Raw genomic sequence first — 18,827 nt, forward strand, 5'->3', positions numbered from 1 at the left:
GTCATGGATCTCATAGGATGTCAATCTAAATTTGTAAAACTTATTTAGATTAAATAAAAATAATATGCTCCTCGACACACAAGAGAACTTAGTAATTGATCGTGAAATAGCTCATTTTTTTGACTCACAATCAAAATATACCTACGAAGAATATCTTAATAAAGCGATACAACATGTAAAATCTTTTTTAGATCGTGATCAGTTTTATAGTGGTGATTTTGTAAGTGATTTTACCTCTAAGCAGCACTTAATAACACCCAGTCCTACTACGAAACTGGATATTGATGAGGCTTTACAAGAGATCAAAGAGTTATATCTAGATCATACCATTGCATTTCATAACCCAGATTATGTAGCCCACCTTAACTGCCCGGTTTTACTACCTGCATTAGTGGGAGATCTCATAGCTTCATCTGTAAATACTGCTGTAGAAACTTGGGATCAAAGTACTTCGGCTACCTTAATAGAGCAGGAAATGATTCGTTGGATTTGCTCAAAAATGGAACTGCCCGATACTTCAGACGGGGTTTTTACCAGTGGAGGTACTCAGTCTAATTTTATGGCCCTTCTGCTTGCTAGAGACGACTATGCCTTTCGTCATTTTGGTCTCAATCTAAAAGAAAATGGATGGTCTGATGTCGTATCTAAATTTCGATTTTTCTGCTCAGAAAAGGCACATTTTAGCATTAAGAAAAATGCTGCATTAATGGGGATGGGGTATAATGCTGTAATTCCTGTAGCTGTAGATAATAAGATGAAGATGAAACCAGATGCTTTGGTACAAGCTATAGAAAAAGAAAAACAAGCTGGGAATATTCCTGTGGCTATCGTAGCGACAGCAGGAACTACAGACTTTGGTAGTTTTGATCCTATCGACACCATAGCAAAGATTGCCAAAGAATATGATATTTGGTTTCATGTTGATGGGGCTTACGGTGGAAGTTATGTCTTAACCGAAACACATCGCCATTTATTAAATGGGATAGGAGATGCAGATTCAGTTACTATCGATTTTCATAAAACTATGTTTCAGCCGGTATGTTCTAGTGCTTTTTTGGTTAGAGATACCAAAAATTTTAAGTATGTGTCTTATTATGCCGATTACCTAAACCCTTTGGAGCATAGAGATGAAACATGTCCTAATCTAATTGAGAAATCAATTCAAACGACAAGAAGATTCGATGCTTTAAAACTATGGTTTACCTTAAAAATGACTGGAGCGAAAACGATAGGGTCTTTCCTTGAAAAAGTACATTATTTAGCGCTAGACCTTTATCACAGTATCAAAGATGATCCCTTTTTTGAAATTGTACACCAACCCGAATTAAGCACACTAGTATTTAGATTTATCACACCTGGAGTGGATAACGATACCATGCATGATAGGATTAACCTTTACATAAAAAATACACTTTTTAAATCCGGACAGGCATCAGTGGCAAGTACAAAGTTTGACGATAAAATCTATTTAAAATTTACACTCCTAAATCCTAAAAGTACTATTTCTGATTTACTCAATATCATACAAATGATAAAGGATACCGGATTACAACATAAAACAAATAACTAAATGAAAACGAACATGACAAAGACTGAAAATATACTTGATTTTGTGGCTGTTGGAGTTGGACCTATGAATTTGGGACTAGCTTGTTTAACAGCACCTATTCCTGAAGTTGAAGGTGTTTTTTTGGATAAAAAAGAGAAATTCGATTGGCATCCAGGTATGATGCTCCAAGATACTACTTTGCAAATTCCTTTTATGGCAGATTTGGTCACTCTTGCCGATCCAACCAATCCTTTTAGTTTCTTAAATTATATCAAAGAACAGGGGCGTATTTATTCATTTTATATCAAAGAGAATTTTTTACTCTTACGCAGTGAATACAATCAATATTGTCAATGGGCAATTCAAAAATTACCAAATATCCATTTTCAAACAGAAGTTACCGAAATACTTTATAACAATTCGGAAAAGTACTACACGGTCTTTTCTACTTGTGTAAAGACCAATGAACAAAGAGTATATAAAGCTAGAAAGCTAGTATTGGGCACCGGGACACAACCTTATATTCCTAAATGCTGTAAAAATTTGAAAGGACAGGCTATTCATTCTTCTGAATATCTTACTCAAAAGGAACAGTTGCAGTCTAAAAAATCAATCACTGTATTAGGCAGTGGGCAAAGCGCTGCTGAAATTTTTTATGACCTTTTACAAGAAATCGATGATAAAGGCTATGAATTAAATTGGGTTACCCGATCTCCAAGATTTTTTCCATTAGAATATTCAAAACTAACTCTAGAGATGACCTCTCCAGAGTATGTAGACTATTTTTATAACCTACCTGCAAGCAAAAGAGATGGATTGATTAAAAATCAAAAACATTTGTATAAAGGGATTAATCAGGATCTGATCGCTGAGATTTTTGACCTTATCTACACAAAACGCCTTTTGCACGATGTAAAAATTAACTTGAGAACCAATTCTGAACTTCAAAAGACAGTTTATGATGAGGCTTTAGATAAGTTTTACCTAGAATTTCATCAAACAGAGCAGGATAAACACTATAAACAAGATATAGAAGGATTAATTCTAGCAACAGGATATGCGTATCATCAACCTGAGTTTCTTGAAGGGATCAAAGATCAAATTCGATGGGATGAAAAAGGAAGATATGACGTACATCGCAACTATGCGATAGATCATTTGGGTAAAGATATTTTTGTGCAAAATGCAGAGTTACATACCCATGGTTTTGTAACTCCAGACTTAGGAATGGCAGCGTATCGTAATTCTTACATCATAAGAGAAATTACAGGAACCGATTATTACCCAATCGAGAGAAGAATTGCTTTTCAGCAATTTGAGGTGACCGAAGAAGAAGAAATTAAGAAGGAAACCCCAGTGATATGAAAAGATTTCTCATTATAATGACTTTGGTTGCCGTAGTAAGCGATTACTTATTACATCCTTTTTATCCTCAGTTTTTTGAAGCTCGTTTTGGAGTTACGAATCCAGAGTGGGTTGGATATTATTTTGCCGCAATTTGTTTTATGGTGATGATATCATTTCCGTTTTGGGCTTATATCTCTAAAAAGATTGCTGAGCTTCATATACTGGTGTATACCCAGTGTATAGCAGGAATACTAGCCTTATGTTGTTACTACACCGATTCATATATCAATTTTTGGATGATTTCATTGTTGATGATTTTATTTAAAGGGAGTTACCTGTTGGTATACCCCTATATTTTAAAAATTACAGGTAAAAAAGAACACTCAAAAATTATAGGAATCCTATCTGTTGTAGTTCATTTGGGAGGTGTTTTAGGGGCTGTAATTGGAGGCGTTACTGTTGATGCGATTGATGCAAGCTACATTTTTTTGATCATGGCACTTGGAGATTTTATCCAAATGGGGATGACTATATACCTACTCAAAAGCACAAGATACAATACTTCGAGAATTGTAGAAGATAAAAAAGAGATAACTCTTGATCAAAAGGTTATTCCCAAAGGATTTGTGCTTAAAATCGGACTTATTACGCTGGTCTTGTATGGTAGTGGATTCATAACTAGACCCTTTTTTTCATCCTATTGGGAATATATATCTACCTACAATAGTAAACTTGTTTCAGGAACAATTTATGCTATCCCTGCTTTAGTGGCTTTGCTTGTACTTTGGTGGGATATAAAAACAAAAAAGACTACTTCTACACGTATCGTAACTCCGTTATGTATTGGGGTTTTAGGACTTTGGATACAGGGAGTGCCAATCCCTTTAGTTGTAATTATAGGTCGAGTAATATATGGGTGGGCGGTTTTTAGAGCCATCGTTCGTTTTGATGTGTTACTATTTGAATTTAGTACACCAGATACCTATGCTATAGATTACAGTAAAGTACACTTCTTTCAAAATCTTGGGGTACTTATTTCATCATTCTTAGTAGGAATTTTGGTGGAGCGATATGGATTAGAAATTCCGTTTTCCATTGCATGGATAGGGTTTGGATTAACCTTGATACTTTTTGTAACATTTTTTAAAACAAAATTCAAAAGATTGATTTTAAAAGCAACTTAGAACAATGGCCACAATAGAAAAAACAAATATTTTATTCTCCAGATATATAGAAGATTTGGGAGAACTACAAATTCGAAGCTTTCAGCCAGAAAATGATATAAAAACCATTCATGATTGGGTAAACAGACCATATGCTAAATATTGGGGAATGCAAAACTCTAGCCTGTACCAAGTTGAAAGCGAGTATAGAGACTTAGAGGCAAATATACATCATCATGTAGTTATTGGAATTCTAAATGAGATACCTATGTTTTTGATGGAATTTTATGATCCCGAATACGATACAATTGCAGAACATTACGATGTACTTGATGGAGATATTGGGATGCATATTTTAGTAGCTCCGGTGAAAAAGAAAATACCTGGATTTACCTGGAATGTATTCACTACGGTTATGGATTTTTTGTTTTCTAAAGCAGATGCCAAAAGGGTAGTAGTTGAACCCGATATTTCTAATGAAAAAATACATGTGCTGAATAAGAAAGCTGGCTTTCAGTATATAAAAAAAATTCAGTTGCCTCATAAAATAGCACAATTAGCAATATGCGCACGAGAAAATTATAAACGTATTCCTTCACCCACAGAAATAGATATAACAATGCATTCAATGTCAGACAATTTAGTTTTATCCAATCATACAGCACACCTAAATCCTAATGTTTGGGCTATAGTAAATAGACGTTTAATTCGAAAAGCGATAAGCGAATTTGCCCATGAATTACTACTAGAACTTGAACTCATTGGTCATAATGAAAATTGGGATTTGTATAAGCTATATACAGATAGTGAGGAAATCTCCTACTATTTTGAAGCAAAAACTCAAGCGCTAGATCATCTACATATTAATGGCATATCGATAAAAAAAAATCAGCAGGGCAAAGAAACTGAACTAGATGCTCTAGATTTTATTTTAGAACTTAAGAATACACTAGGAATTCCAGAGAATATGTTACCTACGTATATGGAGGAGATTACCAGTACGTTGTATGGAGCAGCTTATAAACACAAACATGAAAAATATAGTGCTGCTTCGTTGACAAATGCCAACTTTCAGGAAGTAGAAAAAGCTATGAGCGAAGGACATCCTTGTTTTGTTGCGAATAATGGACGTATCGGATTCAATTCTAAGCAATACCAGCATTTCGCCCCAGAAATAAGAACAACATTTTCATTAGTTTGGATAGCTGCACATATAACTAAGGCAGAATTTCATAGCACGCCATCATACAATTATGAAAAATTCATAATCAATGAATTGGGAGAAGACGTTTATAAAAAGTTTGCTGAAAAATTAAATGCTCAGGGATTAAGTCCTCTAGATTATATATTTATCCCAATACATCCATGGCAATGGGAGAATAAGATAAGTACAATATTTGCGCAGGATATAGCCCAACAATATATTATTTTATTAGGCGAAGGAAAAGATCAATATGCAGCGCAACAATCAATTCGAACACTTTTTAATACTTCTAATCCTTATAAATTATATACCAAAACATCGTTATCAATACTTAATATGGGATTTATGCGTGGACTCTCTCCCTACTACATGGGAAGTACACCGGTTATTACTGAATGGATTTCCGAACTATTAGATAATGATGAGTTTTTACAAAAAATCGGCTTCACAATGCTAGGGGAAGTAGCCACTGTAGGCTATAGAAACAGATATTATGAAACACTTGGGAAAACCGAAGCTCATAATAAAATGTTGTCTGCATTATGGAGGGAAAGCCCGTATACCAAAATCAACGAGAGCCAAAAATTGATGACAATGGCCGCATTACTTCATGTAGACAGTAAGGGGGAAGCACTTGCGGTTGAATTGATTAAAAAATCAGGAGTTACGGTTGAGATATGGCTAGAACATTATTTAACCGCATATTTAACTCCGCTTTTGCATTGTTTATATGAATATGAACTAGTATTCATGCCTCATGGTGAGAATCTAATTTTGGTTCTCGATAATTACATTCCTACAAAAGTAATTATGAAGGATATCACCGAAGAAATAGCAATTTTTGATGATAAAAGAATCTTGCCAGAAAAAGCAAAACGTTTGTATGTTGATACAAATGATGAGATTAAAGCTCTGGCTATTTTAACTGATGTTTTTGATTGCTTTTTTAGGTTTTTATCAGATATCCTTGTGTATCAGGGAGGATATGATGAATCTGTACTATGGAATAAAGTGGCGCAATGTATCTTAAAATATCAAGATGCAAATAAACATCTGTCTGATAAATTTGAGAAAATAGATCTTTTTGCTCCAGAGTTTAAAAGGTGCTGCCTTAATCGACTACAGTTACTAAATACCAAACATATGCTCAATTTGGCAGATCCTGTAGAAAGCTTACAGTTTATGGGAACTATCAAAAATCCAATAGCTCAATATAAAGATAGATCCTTTCTAACTCAAAGTTCTGTTGATAACGCTACAGAATAGTTTAAATAAAGAATTAAAGATAATAGAAGAACTCATGAAAAGTTATAATAGAATACTTGCTGTAGATTTGGCCAGAGGGATAGCCGTACTCATGGTGATTTTGGTACATACCCTTTGGATTTATGGAGACCTAATCACACAATCTGAGACATGGTTAGGAAAAACTATTCATTTCATTGGTAAAGGAACACCAATGTTTTTAATTGCTATGGGAGTGTCTTTTACCTTATCTAGAAACCAAAGCATTGTGCTATCTATTAAAAGAGCTATTTATATTTTGGCCGTTGGATATTTAATGAATTTCCTAAAGTTTGTGCTCCCTGTTTTGGTGGGAACGATGCCAGATAATTTTATAGAAGCATACGGTTGGACCACTCCGGCAACTCTTGATAATATGATTTACATGTTTAGTACGGGAGACATTCTTCAGTTAGCAGGAGTTTCTTTATTGTTCATGGGAGTTATCAATCATTTTTCTAAAAATAAATATGTGCCGCTATTTTTTGCATTATTCATTGTTGTATTGACCAAGGAAGTACATGGTTTTCAGGTAGATATAACAGGTGTGAGTTATTTGTTAAATCTTCTTTGGGGAGCCGATTGGAATGTTTATTTCGCGGTATTTCCTTGGTTTTCTTTTATACTTATTGGAATGTTCTTCGGGATGTGGTATAAAGAACAAAATAAAAGCAATAATTATTTGTTCTCACGTATGCTCATTTCGGGAATTGTATTAATGGTTGTTGGTGGAGGATTATGCTATTACAATTTTGAATATCACTTTGGAGACTATTTTCATTTAGGTCCTGGCGGAGTGTTATATCTAGCGGGTTTCAATTTAGTATGTTTATGGCTCATGCATCTACTGGTGACAAGAGTTAGAGAAAATGCAGTTTTCAATTTTTTCTATTACTGCAGCAAAAGAGTAACTACAATCTACGTTATTCAATGGGTGCTTATTTGTTGGGGAATGGGGGCTCTGGGATATCAACAGTTCGGAGTACGTGGAGTTTTATTACTTATTCCTTTCTACATTTTGTTAACCCTGGGTGTTCAGAGATTCGTACTAGATAAGTTGTTTGCGAAGAAATCTAAAAAACAATCTGGTATAGCCAAAAATCAAGTAGCTGTGCAAAAGCCACAATAATATGAGAAAGTTTGATTGCGTTACTTTAGAATATTTTCCAGAAGAGAAGTTGCTTTTTTGGAAAATTAAGGATACCGGAATGCCAAATTTTTGTTTAAAAGGGCTTGAGGAATTTGTTGAGGTGCGTGATTGGTTATTTGAGTATTTTTCTCATCCTGATAGACCCTTGCAATTCATAGTGTCCGGTTCAGAACATCAAGGTGTTTACAACATGGGAGGAGATCTGCCTTTTTTTCTTGAATGTATAAGAACAAAAAATATCGAGAGGTTACGAAGGTATGCACATCTTTGTATTGATGCCATATATGGAATATATAATGCATTTGGTTTGCCCGCTATTACTATTGCGTTGGTAGAAGGTAATGCCTACGGAGGAGGTTTTGAATGTGCCTTGGCTCATGATTTTATTGTTGCTACCGAACATGCAAAATTTTGCTTTCCAGAAAATAAATTCAATTTATTCCCTGGTATGGGAGCGCATAGCTTATTATCCAGAAAAATCCCGAATCCTGATGCCGATAGTTTGATTAGAAGTAATAAGATGTATACATCAAGGTTTTTGCAGTCTTTTGGGCTTATAGAAAAGGTTACAAATAGCAATGGATCAATGATAGAATTACATCAATTTATTCATCAATTAAGAGATCGGTATAATTTTGAATATCATCATATTCAATGTAAAAAAATGATTAATCCGTTGCCCAAAGATGAGTTAATACATGTCACTGACCTTTGGGTAGAAGCATGCATGAATGTACAATCTTTTGATCTAAGAAAAATGGAGATCTTGGCAAAGGCTCAACAACGTAAAAAAATAGCGTGATGCAAGTTTTTATTTTAGATTTTTAGCATTTCTATACTTTTTTGGAGTTGTACCTTCTATTTTTTTAAATGCTGCTGTAAAATGCGTTGAGTTTTTATAACCCACCAGCTCTGAAATTTCATAGATGGGTTTTTTACTATGATTCAATAACTGCTTTGCTTTTTCCATACGTAGTTGCGTAGAATATTCAAATATAGTTTTACCAAATAGGCTTTTAAATTCCTTTTTTAATACAAAATCGTTTAAACCAATTTCTCGTGATAACTGTTGAATGGAGTGTTGAATAGAGAGGTCGGAAGCAATAAGATGCTGCGTTTGATATAATTTTTTTACCAAATGATCAACAGGAGCGGTTACAGCAGGTTGTGATTTCGAAGTATCTTCTAGTTTTAAAGCAATGAGTTCAAGTGTTTTTGATTCTAAAAACAAACGTTTTAACAAGCCCTTTCTTTTGTCTGAAAGAATTTCGGAAAGAATTTCCTGAGTTTTGGGGCACAAAGGCTTTAGAAAGTTCTTTTTTGATTTTGCCAAGGCATATTTTTCCAAGATATTATATTCGGCATCTAGACGATGTCTCTTTATAAAATCTAAACTCATTCTTATTTTTACTTCTTTCAGACGTTTGCGTTTGTGATACGATATAGAGCCGCGCAGTTTTGAAAGATATAAAAGATAACATTCCTGACTTTCATAAATTAAATCATAATGAATGCCTTCGATCTTAATAATTTGCTCACCCTCTATGAGAAAGGAGAGTTCAAGGAAGTTGTTGGGCAGAGATCCTTCAATAAAAAGATTTTCCTTTAGAATTACATCAGATATGGCAATGTGCAAACCATCGAATTTGTAAACCTGAAGAGATCCAACACCGAATTCTTCGAGAAATCTAAATTTTTTTGATGTTATACCACATTGTTTTTGAGTACTAATTGGTTCTAAAATAGCATACAAACTCTCAATTTTATGTTTGCTATGTATTTTGGTTTTAAGTGACGTTTTTTCACGTCTTTTTTTATCCATAATGCGTCATTTTTCTCCTTCCCTAGACACTAATTTTGCAATTAAATTTATTTAGACCAATTATAAATAATTGTTTTTCCGGTCGCTAAAGTAAACAAAAAATAATTATAGTCAGTGGTTATTTCAAAAAGAAAAAGTTGTGTCTTTTTTTTACTTTTTGCTGTACTTTTTTGTAGTGGGCAAGGGGTGATAAGAGGCGTAGTATTGGATCAAAAATCGAACCCGATACCAGAGGCTTCTATACAAATAGTTGGCCTTAAAAATGTTGGAACAAGTACCGATTTTGATGGTAAGTTTAGTATTCGACTTAGCAAGGGCTCTTATACCCTACAAACCAGTTTTATTGGTTTTAAAACGCAGTTTACCTCAATAGTGGTTAATACGAATGCATCTCAAAGTATCACCATTGTTCTCGAAGAAAACATAGAAGAATTAACTGATGTAGTGGTAAAAGGAAAAACCGAAGCCCAAAAAGCCCGGGAAAAAGCTTTTGAAGTAGAGGTTATTCAAGCCAAAGAACTCAAAAATATGAGTGTAGATATTAATGCTGTACTTACTACAATACCAGGAGTAAATGTTCGACAACAGGGAGGACTAGGATCTGCATTCGATTTTTCACTCAACGGATTGTCTGGAAAACAGATAAAGTTTTTTATAGATGGTATTCCTCTTGAAAACTTTGGGAGCTCTCTGTCGCTGAACAATTTTCCCGCTACACTTATCGAAAGAGCCGAAGTGTATAAAGGTGTTGTACCTATATATCTTGGGGCCGACGCTTTAGGAGGTGCCGTAAATATTGTTACAAATCGTAAAAAGAAAGATTTTCTGGACGTATCATACGATATTGGTTCGTTTAATACACATAGAGCCACACTTAATGGGCAATATTTCAGTAAAAAAGGATTTACTTTTCAGCTAGCGTCATACTATAATTATTCAGATAACGATTATACGATTAATAAAGTAGATCCAAATGTAGATGGTTTTGTAATTAGAGATGATTTAGGGAACCCAACAGGAGAGATTGTCGATGAGGTGAGGAGGTTTCATGATGCCTATGATTCCCAGATGATAAATCTTAAAACAGGATGGGTTGATCAACCATTTGCAGATCGATTGCTATTTGGGTTTTTGGCATCTGCCAACAAAAATGAAATTCAACACCCTATAGACCCTTCAAACCCTTTTGGAGAGGTATTTACCGAAAACGATGTTATTTCAGGAAGTATCAATTTTGAAAAGAAAAATTTATTACGAGATAAACTGAAGATAAATATCTATGCCTCAGTAACTCAAAATCAAGAAAAAGTTGTAGACACCTCTGCTCGTAGATACGATTGGTTCGGAAACTTTACCGAAAGAACAGATCAAACTTTAGGAGAATTTGAAGCCAATAAAACCTTATTTACCTTTAAAGACCATCTGCATCTAGTCAATGCGCTGTTTACCTATACATTTAATGAGCAGCACAGTGTACTCGTTAATTATTCCAAAAATTACATAAAAAGAAAAGGTGAAGATCCTGCGAGATCTGGTAGAATAGCATTTCAGGATCCACATATCATTAGTAAAAATATATTGGGAGTTTCTTACGACCTCAAATTATTCGACGCCAAATTAAATACTTCACTTTTTACCAAAGGATACCTATTGAATTCTGAAGGGATTATTGAAGATGTTTTTGCTAGTGTAGAAGAAGATCGATTCACTCGTTTTGAAAACAAATTAGAAGAGTTAGGATATGGTTTGGCATCAACTTATAAGATAATAGATCGATTACAAATTAAGGGATCGTTTGAGAGAACTTATAGAATACCTGAAGGGTTCGAGCTTTTTGGAGATGGCTTTTTATTGAAATCGAATCCCGAACTACTTCCAGAAGAAAGCTATAATGTGAATCTTGGAGCGTTGTATAGTACATCATTTAACAATCTTCAAATACAGGCCGATACCAATGTATTTCTACGAGAGTCAAAAAACTTTATCGCTATAAGGTCAGAAGGGATTTTCTCGAGATATTATAATACGGCAGATGCTAGAAGTACTGGAGTAGAAGGAGAAATAAGAACGTTGTATAAGGATAGGTTCTTTTTGGATGTTAATGCTACTTATCAAAATATAATTGATCGTAATGCAGGTGAAAATACTGGCGTCGATTTTCTTAAAAACCAACGCATCGCTAATATTCCTTATTTGTTCGGAAATGCAAGAATCGGAGGAAAGTTTGATGATATTCTAGCTTCAGATGATCAACTAAACTTTTCCTGGAACACTTATTACGTGCACGATTATCCCCTAACATCATTTGTAGAAGGAAGCCCAGAAGAAAGAGATATCATTCCTGAACAAATATCTCATAATGTTCAATTGGGTTATTCTTTTGACAAAGGAAAATATAATGTATCTGTATTAGCCAGAAATATTACTGATGCAAGAATATTTGACAATTTCCTGATACAGCAGCCAGGACGAGCTTTTTATATAAAGTTTAGATACTATTTATCAAATTAAAACAATTGCTAATTTTTAAACTAAATCAAAAATGAAAACAATACAAAGTATTAAAGGTACAATCCTACTTTTAGCGATGGCGCTAGTCGCTATTTCTTGTAGTAGTGATGATGATAATGGCGAACCGAACTCAGGAGGAGATACTTCCTCGGTTTCAAAATATGTAGTAGGTTTCGAGGCATTTCCAGTAGGAGATGCAAGTCCGGTAGACTATATTCTGGAGTTACCTTCATTAGATGCATTAACCTCTGGTGAGATTTCGGTTGAAGGACAAGGAACCCCCCTAAAAGGATGGAGATTCTTTCACAGTGCTGGAAATACTGTGTTTACTGCAGGGTATGCAGATGATGATAAGTGTATTGCATATCAGCTTAATGAAGAAGGTGAGCTAGAAGAAAAAGCGAATTTCGAATTTCAATCTACTTTAGATAATTATGCAGCGCTAGATGATAATACACTTATCGCGGTTGAGTTAAGTGGTGCAGTAACAGATGCAAGTGCTACAGCAATACCAGATAGAAGCTTCTATATTGTGAGTGCAGAAACTGGTTTGGTAGAGAAAATAGAAACACACGCAGTAGATAGTAGCGTGGGAGATGGAACCCCAGCAAACCCTCCTTATATCCCTTGGGTAACAGGAATGGTACTAAGAGACGGAAAACTTTTTATATCATATCACAAATTACTTCCAGATGGAACGTTTACCAATATTGGAGCAGATAAATCTAATGTTGCAATTTTAACGTATCCAGAGTTCGAATTAGAAAAGATTATAGAAGATGACCGTAGTAGTCCAATAGGAGTTAATGGGCATAGTACAGGTATAGAACAAACAGAAAACGGAGATATTTATTCATTCTCTCCTTCAGCATTAAGTGCTGGATTCACATCAGCTGTTAAACCTTCTGGGATTTTAAGAATTAAAAATGGTGCTACAGAATTCGACCCAGATTATTTCTTTAATATAGAAGAAGCAACAAACGGAGGGAAATTGTTCCTGATGGATTATGTTGGAAACGGAAAAGCTATAGGAAGAATAATTGTGGATGATACCAATGGTGCAGGAGAATGGGGAGCATTCTTTAAAAAAGATGTATTTAAACTAGTGGTGATCGATCTAGAAAACCAAACAGTCACTGATGTTAGTGGAGCCCCAGTTCATGGGCATCGTTATACATCACCAATGTTTGTCGAAGATGGTAAAGTATATATTAGCTGTTCTACCGCAACCGAAACACATATTTATGTTGTAGATCCTGAAACTGCAACTGCTACTAAAGGAGCCAAAGTACTAGGGCTAGGGCTTAAAGGAATTTTCAAAGTAACTAACTAACCTCACTTACTTACACTTTGAAAAGACACTCCCAAGAGGTCTCTTGAACTCTGGGGGTGTTTCTCATTTAAACATAAATAAACGAACAATGACAAAACCTAAGAAAAAAAATACTCGTAAAACCATCTTGAAAATTCATAGAATCCTTGGGTTAATGACGGGCTTGGTTGTGTTTGTAGTTTCTGTAACAGGATGTTTATGGGTGTTTAAAGAAGAAATAGAAGGGTTTTATGACGATTACAAATATGTAACTGTTCAACAAGAACATTTTATAAAAGCATCTGAGGTCAAGGATTTGGCAGAAATAATTATACCTGATAAAACAATTCATGGAGTAATCTATGGAAAACCAAATGAAGCCATTGAGGTGGTCTTTTATGAAGCAGAACCAGAGGTTTTTTATCAAAGTGTCTATTTAAATCCTTATACAGGTGAATTTATAAAACGAGTTGATAATACGGCAGGATTTTTTGGTTTTGTATTAAAAGGCCACTTGCAGTTGTGGTTACCAGAGGCTATAGGATCCAGAATTGTTTCGTATTCGGTATTACTATTTCTATTCATTTTAATTAGTGGTTTAATTTTATGGTGGCCCAGAAATAATAAAAATTGGAAACAACGCTTAAAGTTTGATTGGAAAGCAAATACAAGATGGAAACGTAAGAATTTTGATTTACATACCGTGGTAGGATTTTATATCTCTTCTTTTGGTTTAATTCTAGCCTTTACCGGTTGTGTTATGGCGTTTAACTGGTTTTATTTTATAGCATATGTAGCCACAGGAGGTAATAAAGACCCAAGATTCGTTATTCCAGAAAGTGAAAAAGTAGTAGTGACTACATCTACTCCAAAGTATGAGTATGATAAGTTAATTCCTATTTTAAAGAATAGATATAAAGAAGCACATAGTTTTGAGTTACACTATCCAGAAAATGATACCACATCGATTTTAGTAGAAGTGAGTAATTCTGAGGGATTGTATTATAATATGGATTATCTATTTTTTGATCAGTATACGCTAAAAGAAATGGAGACTCCAAGTATTTATGGGAAATACAAAAATGCAGCGTTTGCAGATAAAGTAATTCGTATGAATTATGATATTCATATTGGAGCCATTGGCGGTATTGCGGGAAAGATTATCGCTTTTTTGGTGAGTTTAGTATGTGCGTCTCTACCGGTAAGTGGAATTTTACTTTGGTACGGAAGAAAATATAAGCGTGTAAGCGATAAGAAACTTAGACTGGTAAGTTAAAAGTAAACATCGAAGTTATAACTTCGATGTTCGCTCCTCCCCAATAAAATAACCCAGACATTTTTGTGTCTGGGTTATTTGTTATGGGGCTATGGGGGCAAAGGGCATACCATAGATCTCAACATTAGGCTCAATAATTTTTTCCTTGGGAGTGTATTTTAAATTTTGCATTACATTATAGTTAAACCATATGGACAATAATCGATAAGGGATTTCTAAAGAATCTTTTAGTCCTAGTTTAGAATCATCCATATGTATCCATCTTTTTAAAGGCTGTTCATGTATTTTATTAAGTATTCTAACCTTACCAAAGTGTTTTTTCATTCTTAAAAACATCTCAATATCAAATAACCATCTGCTAAAGAAGTTTCTTTTGAACAATACCGGAACCAATTCAGCTCTAAACACTTTTGCTCCACACTGAGTATCTTCTATAGGTAACCTTAAAATGAAGAAAACGAGCATTTTGATAATTTTAGAAAAAAAAGCTCTCATCCCATCTTTTTGAATTCCCGTCGACGCATTTTTAGCTCTTGATCCAAATACCATGCTTAGTTTCCGATTTGTTTTTAAGGTTTTTAGTAATCCATCAAAATCATCAAAGTCTGTCGATAAATCAGCGTCTATAAAGCCTACAAATTTAATATCTCCTCTACTATGTAAATATCTTGCACCTGCTCTGACTGCTGCTGCTTTTCCTACATTTTTCTTAATATCGATAACACTTACTTTTTCTGGGTTTGTGTTTTGAATTTGCCTTAGAACAGAAATGGTGTTGTCTTTGCTGCCATCGTTTACAAAGCATAAATGATAGTTGTTTTTCTTATTTATAAAGTTAATAAATGCATCTGCATTTAATCTTTTTTCTTCATTATAGCAAGGGACAATAATTCCGGTTTTCATAGTCTGTTATTTTGGGATTACATTTCGAAAGTACCTGAAACAAGTAGGGGGTATGATGGTATTTCGTTCACTGGAAAATTGGTTTCGATGAATGGTTTTTATCGAAAGACATACCATTCGTCGAATCCCAAACCTTTGTTGTATATTTAAATCAGAAACTACGGCGAGTCTATGAATTCAACTACGAATAAGTATTTAATCACTGCTTTATTGATTGGAGTTATATTTCATGGTACTTCTATTTTCTTCACTATAGAATACACCTATGATGCATTAATTCACTTGTTTTTTGGAAACCACTATGCCAACAGTTGGTTCGAACCCTGGAGTTATAGCTGGTATACAGGATTTACGGTCATGGGGTATCCTCCATTAGTTCACCAAAGTATAGGGTTGCTATCTTATATCGGAGGATTAAAATTTGGACTGTTTTCAGTCGCTATAATTGCTATCATATTATTTATTACCGGGGTATATCGTTATGCTTTGGTGCTCACTTCTAATAGAACCGTGGCTGGTTATACAGCGATCTTAGCGGTTTTTTCGTCAACTTTTATAGAGACATTACATATTTTTGGCCAGTTACCTAGTATTGTTGGTATTTCTGTGCTGATGCACTCACTTCCCGAAATTTATTTATGGATCAAGGTTGGAAAACTGAAGTATTTAATAAATGCCTTAAGCTTAATTTCGGTAACTGTGACTTCGCATCATGTAACTCCTATATTTGGGATGGTGTTTTTTATTTTTCCATTAATCGGAATGATAATTATGGATGCCGCAAGAGACAAAGCAGGTAGTTATAAGGAAATTAGATTACTACATTTTATTAAGACATTTTTTGGGTTACTACGACGAATTATAACTTTTGGTTTTGGGTCATTAATTCTTATTATTTTCTGTATTCTTCCATATTGGATCAATACCAAAAATAACCCTATTACCCAGGTGCCTATACCTCATGGTTCAAGAGACAATTTTCTGGAAGTAACCTCTTCTGGTTTGGTTTTTTTCTTAATTCCCTGGGGAGTATTATTGTTTTTGCTACCGTATATATGGTATCGATTTTTTAGCAAACGATATCTCTTTTTCGGGTTGTCGTTTACATTACTTACTATTTTGGGAACTGGAGGAACAACACCTATTCCCAGAGCAATATTAGGAGATAACGCCTTTAATATTTTAACGCTAGATCGCTTTACACTGTGGGCCTCATTGATGGCGCTTCCAATATTTGGAGAATTTGCTTATCGATTTGTAGAAGGAGATCTCAGAGATAAAATAAAGAGAAGATATGGGAATTTGTTACATCGAATATTGGGAGGATTGCTAGGCAGTGCAATCGTATTGATGACCTTTTTTACCATGTGTTTAGGTTATTTCAGACCTTTACAACCTGCACAAATAAAAATGTTACCTATTCTCAATTTTTTAAAACAAGATCAGCACGATCATTGGAGATATTTACCATTGGGGTTTGGAGATCAAATGGCGTGGCTTTCTGCGCAAACCGATGCAATGACGGTAGATGGTAATTATCATTCGGCAAGAAGATTACCTGAATTAACTACAAGAGCAGTGGAGCGACTCGAAAATTCTAAATTTAGAGGAGTAGAAGGAATAGGATCTTTACAGCAATTCTTAACGGTTCCCGAAAAATACAACCTGAAATATGTGTTCTCTAATGATAAATTCTACGACCCTATTTTGTATTTCTGTGGTTGGCAGCGTTTACGGCAACTAGAAAATGGTATTATGGTATGGGAAAAGCTAAATGTTCCACCATTATCCAATATTTTACCAAAGGATAATGTTCCTTTGTTTCAAAAGTTGATGTGGGGGTTAATACCTGTACTTACAGTTCTTATTGCATTTATAATCAATATACAGCTTATTTGGATTCACGCGCTAAAATCCAAATTCAAAGCATTTCCTGTTTATTTCAAATATGGTATAGAGTATGTCGGCTTTAAGAAATCGGTTATTCGCGCATCTTTTCTCTGGGCTATAGCAATGTGTGGGATATTTGCGTTTGGAATTTATCTTCTTTATGTGAAAAATGTAACTCAAATTAGACCCGAAAATGTAATAACTGCTTATTATGATGCTCTGGATTTTAAAGAATTTCAAAGGGCATATTCTTATTTGCATCCTGGTAGTAATAAGTCATTAGATCAATTTATGCTCGAAGTTTCTGTTACAGATGGGCTGTTAAGTTCATATGCGAAGTTAGATAAGTTGACTATCGAGGTTCTAAAGCAGACCGATACCTCGGCCAAAACAAAAGTATCTGGGAACTGGATTACACCTCTGGAAAAAATTGACAAAGCATTTTATCATGAGTTAAAAAAAGAAAAAGGGAAATGGTATGTATTGCCTTTAGATTACGATTTAGACATTCCACCCGATCAATTATTTTCAGAAAATATCCCAACCTATTACAATCATGGGCGTCGAAGAATTACATCTGAGCAGACACATCATGAAGATGTTTTAAAACAACCTGTTCTGGAGGTGCTGTCTGCTAGAATTATAAATAATGAAGATCAATACTACATCGTAGGAGAGTTACAAAATGTAGATAATGTTCCTTCTGATGTTGTCGTATCTGGAACTTTGTATAACGATGATAATATAGAATTGGCTAGTTATAATGTAAAACATCAGATTAAGCATAAACTAATGCCAAAAGAAACTACGAGTTTTAGGATGAACTTCGAAGGTATCGCATGGAAAAATATTGATGATCAAAAACCTACCACATTTGATCCAGAACAGTTTACCGCAGTTGATTTTGACGGCCAACCGGCTAAGTTTAATTTACAATGTGCTGGTAATGTGGCAACCGTAGATCTCTATAAAAGGGTTGTGATTAATGATTTAACAGTAAAAAACACTGGCATTCAAGGAGTACTATTTAATTCAGGACTTCGAGAAGTGACCATACCTCAGTTAATAATTTCTTATTATGATTCAGAAAGAAAATTAATATGGGTTGCAAGTAAATATTTACCCGAAGGTATTAGGCCTCAAAGGAAACTCTTTTTTGAGTACGATTTTGAAGACCTTTCTTGTGCGATAATGATCGATGAAAGCATGGAGAACATTTTTGTAAACGGATTAGCCAATGAGGAAATAAGTAAGAAGATGGTTCCCGAAAGAAGGCATGATCAAAAACAATCCCAATTAATACCAATTGATGGTAAGGGATTTAAATATGTCAAAATCGAGATTAATAATTATGTAGGAGCATCAAATTAATGAGAATAGGCAAAATACATATCATTTTAATTAGTATCTCTATAT

12 protein-coding genes are annotated in these 18,827 nt (G+C 34.4%); 10 read left to right on the forward strand and 2 right to left on the reverse strand.

Features of this window, described 5'->3' with window-relative positions:
* Nucleotides 1-64 precede the first annotated feature (64 nt).
* The 6 genes from M0D21_RS07065 to M0D21_RS07090 are packed head-to-tail and all read left to right on the forward strand — an operon-like array spanning nucleotide 65 to nucleotide 8,499.
* Nucleotides 65-1,570: a pyridoxal phosphate-dependent decarboxylase family protein gene (locus M0D21_RS07065; RefSeq protein ID WP_248327802.1), complete on the forward strand. Its 1,506-nt coding sequence runs from the start codon at nucleotides 65-67 to the stop codon at nucleotides 1,568-1,570.
* A gap of 12 nt (nucleotides 1,571-1,582) precedes the next feature.
* The gene (locus M0D21_RS07070; RefSeq protein WP_248327804.1) at nucleotides 1,583-2,914 is read left to right on the forward strand and encodes a lysine N(6)-hydroxylase/L-ornithine N(5)-oxygenase family protein; all 1,332 of its coding nucleotides are present in this window, start codon (nucleotides 1,583-1,585) and stop codon (nucleotides 2,912-2,914) included.
* A complete protein-coding gene (locus M0D21_RS07075; RefSeq protein ID WP_248327806.1) occupies nucleotides 2,911-4,080 on the forward strand; it encodes an MFS transporter in 1,170 nt (389 codons plus the stop codon). The genes M0D21_RS07070 and M0D21_RS07075 overlap by 4 nt, the downstream gene beginning before the upstream one ends.
* Nucleotides 4,081-4,084: 4 nt before the next feature.
* A complete protein-coding gene (locus M0D21_RS07080) occupies nucleotides 4,085-6,529 on the forward strand; it encodes a GNAT family N-acetyltransferase (RefSeq protein WP_248327808.1) in 2,445 nt (814 codons plus the stop codon).
* A 34-nt stretch (nucleotides 6,530-6,563) separates the two neighbouring features.
* The gene (locus tag M0D21_RS07085; RefSeq protein WP_248327810.1) at nucleotides 6,564-7,676 is read left to right on the forward strand and encodes a heparan-alpha-glucosaminide N-acetyltransferase domain-containing protein; all 1,113 of its coding nucleotides are present in this window, start codon (nucleotides 6,564-6,566) and stop codon (nucleotides 7,674-7,676) included.
* A 1-nt stretch (nucleotide 7,677) separates the two neighbouring features.
* Nucleotides 7,678-8,499, forward strand: a complete 822-nt coding sequence (locus tag M0D21_RS07090; protein ID WP_248327812.1) for a crotonase/enoyl-CoA hydratase family protein — start codon at nucleotides 7,678-7,680, stop codon at nucleotides 8,497-8,499.
* Nucleotides 8,500-8,508: 9 nt separating this feature from the next.
* Here the strand turns inward: M0D21_RS07090 and M0D21_RS07095 are convergent, their stop codons facing one another.
* A complete protein-coding gene (locus M0D21_RS07095) occupies nucleotides 8,509-9,519 on the reverse strand; it encodes a helix-turn-helix domain-containing protein (protein ID WP_248327814.1) in 1,011 nt (336 codons plus the stop codon).
* 114 nt (nucleotides 9,520-9,633) lie between these two features.
* On the opposite strand from M0D21_RS07095, the gene M0D21_RS07100 reads away from it, so the two are divergent.
* From M0D21_RS07100 to M0D21_RS07110, 3 genes are all read left to right on the forward strand, one after another.
* Nucleotides 9,634-12,030, forward strand: coding sequence for a TonB-dependent receptor (locus M0D21_RS07100; RefSeq protein ID WP_248327816.1), 2,397 nt, complete (start codon nucleotides 9,634-9,636; stop codon nucleotides 12,028-12,030).
* A gap of 31 nt (nucleotides 12,031-12,061) precedes the next feature.
* Nucleotides 12,062-13,363, forward strand: a complete 1,302-nt coding sequence (locus tag M0D21_RS07105) for a DUF4374 domain-containing protein (RefSeq protein WP_248327818.1) — start codon at nucleotides 12,062-12,064, stop codon at nucleotides 13,361-13,363.
* A gap of 88 nt (nucleotides 13,364-13,451) precedes the next feature.
* The gene (locus M0D21_RS07110; RefSeq protein WP_248327820.1) at nucleotides 13,452-14,618 is read left to right on the forward strand and encodes a PepSY-associated TM helix domain-containing protein; all 1,167 of its coding nucleotides are present in this window, start codon (nucleotides 13,452-13,454) and stop codon (nucleotides 14,616-14,618) included.
* Between the two features lie 81 nt (nucleotides 14,619-14,699).
* Here M0D21_RS07110 and M0D21_RS07115 read toward each other — a convergent pair whose 3' ends face one another.
* On the reverse strand, nucleotides 14,700-15,521 hold the full coding sequence (locus M0D21_RS07115; RefSeq protein WP_248327822.1) for a dolichyl-phosphate beta-glucosyltransferase: 822 nt from the start codon (nucleotides 15,519-15,521) through the stop codon (nucleotides 14,700-14,702).
* 171 nt (nucleotides 15,522-15,692) lie between these two features.
* Between M0D21_RS07115 and M0D21_RS07120 the strand changes: the two genes are divergently transcribed.
* A complete protein-coding gene (locus M0D21_RS07120; protein WP_248327824.1) occupies nucleotides 15,693-18,782 on the forward strand; it encodes a hypothetical protein in 3,090 nt (1,029 codons plus the stop codon).
* Nucleotides 18,783-18,827 lie beyond the last annotated feature (45 nt).

The sequence above is a fragment of the Aquimarina acroporae genome, from assembly GCF_023195925.1.
In the GTDB taxonomy this organism is placed as follows: domain Bacteria; phylum Bacteroidota; class Bacteroidia; order Flavobacteriales; family Flavobacteriaceae; genus Aquimarina; species Aquimarina acroporae.

Bases quoted from the DNA above. Each gene is read 5' to 3' on its own strand.
- M0D21_RS07070 (WP_248327804.1), top strand. From the start codon at position 1,583: ATGACAAAGACTGAAAATATACTTGATTTTGTGGCTGTTGGAGTTGGA.
- M0D21_RS07075 (WP_248327806.1), top strand. From the start codon at position 2,911: ATGAAAAGATTTCTCATTATAATGACTTTGGTTGCCGTAGTAAGCGAT.
- M0D21_RS07065 (WP_248327802.1), top strand. From the start codon at position 65: ATGCTCCTCGACACACAAGAGAACTTAGTAATTGATCGTGAAATAGCT.
- M0D21_RS07120 (WP_248327824.1), top strand. From the start codon at position 15,693: ATGAATTCAACTACGAATAAGTATTTAATCACTGCTTTATTGATTGGA.
- M0D21_RS07080 (WP_248327808.1), top strand. From the start codon at position 4,085: ATGGCCACAATAGAAAAAACAAATATTTTATTCTCCAGATATATAGAA.
- M0D21_RS07085 (WP_248327810.1), top strand. From the start codon at position 6,564: ATGAAAAGTTATAATAGAATACTTGCTGTAGATTTGGCCAGAGGGATA.
- M0D21_RS07095 (WP_248327814.1), bottom strand. From the start codon at position 9,519: ATGGATAAAAAAAGACGTGAAAAAACGTCACTTAAAACCAAAATACAT.
- M0D21_RS07090 (WP_248327812.1), top strand. From the start codon at position 7,678: ATGAGAAAGTTTGATTGCGTTACTTTAGAATATTTTCCAGAAGAGAAG.
- M0D21_RS07115 (WP_248327822.1), bottom strand. From the start codon at position 15,521: ATGAAAACCGGAATTATTGTCCCTTGCTATAATGAAGAAAAAAGATTA.
- M0D21_RS07110 (WP_248327820.1), top strand. From the start codon at position 13,452: ATGACAAAACCTAAGAAAAAAAATACTCGTAAAACCATCTTGAAAATT.
- M0D21_RS07105 (WP_248327818.1), top strand. From the start codon at position 12,062: ATGAAAACAATACAAAGTATTAAAGGTACAATCCTACTTTTAGCGATG.